Origin of the sequence: Ilumatobacter sp. (assembly GCF_049588435.1) — a bacterium.
Classification (GTDB): Bacteria; Actinomycetota; Acidimicrobiia; order Acidimicrobiales; family Ilumatobacteraceae; genus Ilumatobacter_A.
Genome location: NZ_JBAVYV010000159.1, coordinates 1 through 2,158 on the forward strand (window position 1 = coordinate 1; position 2,158 = coordinate 2,158).

At 67.4% G+C, this 2,158-nt stretch carries 3 protein-coding genes; 1 reads left to right on the forward strand and 2 read right to left on the reverse strand.

The window, feature by feature from the left end:
• Together WBV89_RS05840 and WBV89_RS05845 are read right to left on the reverse strand one after the other, a co-directional pair.
• Window positions 1-185: DNA-3-methyladenine glycosylase I (locus tag WBV89_RS05840; protein ID WP_423980397.1), on the reverse strand; the 185-nt coding region annotated here is incomplete at its 3' end.
• Window positions 182-1,015 carry an acyl-CoA thioesterase gene (locus WBV89_RS05845; RefSeq protein WP_423980398.1) on the reverse strand — a complete coding sequence of 278 codons (834 nt, stop codon included), beginning with the start codon at window positions 1,013-1,015 and terminating at the stop codon, window positions 182-184. The genes WBV89_RS05845 and WBV89_RS05840, both read right to left, overlap by 4 nt.
• A 77-nt stretch (window positions 1,016-1,092) precedes the next feature.
• Between WBV89_RS05845 and WBV89_RS05850 the strand changes: the two genes are divergently transcribed.
• Window positions 1,093-2,158, forward strand: a 1,066-nt coding sequence (locus tag WBV89_RS05850) for an MBL fold metallo-hydrolase (protein WP_423980399.1), incomplete at its 3' end; no start/stop codon positions are given.

Here is a 2,158-nt window from a genome sequence, read left to right on the forward strand (position 1 = left end):
ATCCAACTCAGCCCGGACTGGAACCCCTCGAGGCAGATCTTCTCGAACAGCCGTGTCGGATCGGTGGTCGGGCGACCCCACTCGGTGTCGTGAGAGTCGAGGTACAGCGGATCGTCGGTCGGCCATCCGCAGCGAATCGGATCGGCTCTGCCGGACGAGTCGCTCACCGCAGCCCCCTCGGTCACGTGTTCCGGTTGCGACGGAGCAGGATCTGTTGGGCGATCGTCGCGACGTGGGTGCCGTCGTCACGGAGCACGTCACCGGTGGCGAGCCCGCGTCCCCCTGCAAGACCGTGGGAGCGGGTGTCGAACCAGTGCCATTGGTCGGCGCGCGACGGACGATGGAACCAGACCGAGTGATCGAGGCTGGCGCCCACGAAGCGGGTGCGGTCGGTCTCGTCGTTCGCGAAATCGGGATGAGCCGAGCGCCCGGCGCGGAACGGTGCCGCGTCGGACATGAACGTCAGCCCACAGATGTGGTTGATCGGGTCATCGCCGAGGTCTGCGGTCAGTCGGATCCAGTAGCCGACGCGTCCGTCGGGCAGGTTCACGGCCCGACGGTCGAGCAGGGCGCCCCACGAGTCGTTGCGCAGCGACGGGTCCTCGGGTGACGGCAGCGCGGGATCGAGTTCGGCGATCTGGGCGTCGGCCTCGTCTTCCGCGATCTGGAACGACACCGATGCGTTCAGGATCGCTCCGCCCGATTGGCGGGCGACGACCTGACGAGTCGTGAACGAGCGGCCGTCGCGCAGGCGCTCGACCTCGAAGCGGATCGGCTCGTCGGGGGATCCGGGGCGGATGAAGTACGAGTGGAACGAGTGCGCCGAACGCGACGGATCGACGGTGTGGATCGCGGCGCGCAACGCTTGTGCGACGACCTGGCCGCCGAACAGCCGTCCTCCCCACGGGTATCGAGCGACGATTCCGACGTAGGTGTCGGGTCCGTGCGGCTCGAGGTGGAACAGGTCGGTGAAGTTGATCTTGTGGATCCGCGGGGCGCGCTGGTCGTGATCCATGGGTCAATGGTCTAGCGGATCGTGACCGAGGCGTCCTCTTCCCGCTCGCTCTTGCGCGGTGGCGTAGCGTCGGCGGCATGGACGATCTCCTCGAACTCTCGGCGTCGATCATCGAGAGCGGGGACGTCGACAAACCGTTCAACCGGATCACGAACGAGTTGAGCGAAGTCGCCGACGGACTGGCAGTGGTCGAGTCGTTCAGCCACAGCGTCGTGGTCGATTCGGGCGACGGCCTCGTCGCGTTCGACGCATCGCACGCGAACACGGGGGCCGCGGTCGTCGGAGCGATCCAGGGGTGGTCGTCGTCGCCGGTGTCGCACATCGTGTACACGCACGGACATGCCGATCACGTCGGTGGTTCGGTCGCGTTCGACGCGGCCTACGACGACATCACGGTGGTCGGTCACGAGAACGTGCAGCGCCGATTCGACCGCTACCGCTACACGAACGACTGGAACGTGCTGATCAACGCGCGCCAGTTCGGCGGCGTGCGCGGCGACTTCGCGATGGGTGACGGTGCTCCCGACTTCATCCCCGCCGACACGCTCGAGCCGACCCGCGTGGTCGGCGGAAGTGATGCCTTGAGCGTGGGTGACCGCACGATCGAACTCCACCACGCGCGTGGCGAGACCGACGATCACCTCTGGGGGTGGATGCCCGAGGAGAAGTGGCTGTTCGCGGGCGACTTCGTGATCTGGAACTTTCCCAACGCCGGAAATCCACAGAAGGTGCAGCGCTATCCGATCGAGTGGGCGGCTGCGTTGCGCGACATGGCGTCGCGCCGCCCGGAGATCCTGCTTCCCGCGCACGGCCTGCCGGTCGGCGGCGCGGATCGCATCGAGGAGATGCTGACCGACATCGCCGGCGCGCTCGAGGGGTTGGTTGCGGACGTCGTCGAGATGATGAACGCCGGTGAGGTGCTCGACACGATCCTGCACTCGGTCGGCGTCGATGCGGACCTTCTCGCCAAGCCGTACCTCCGCCCGCTGTACGACGAGCCGGAGTTCGTGGTCCGCAACATCTGGCGTCAGTTCGGTGGATGGTGGGACGGTGCGCCGAGTCGCCTCAAGCCCGCTCCCGACGCCGAGCTCGCCGTCGAGCTGGCCACTCTCGCCGGTGGGGCTGATCGGCTCGCGGCACGCG

Excerpts from the sequence above, each read along its gene's own strand:
- WBV89_RS05845 (WP_423980398.1), bottom strand. The coding sequence starts at position 1,015 with ATGGATCACGACCAGCGCGCCCCGCGGATCCACAAGATCAACTTCACC.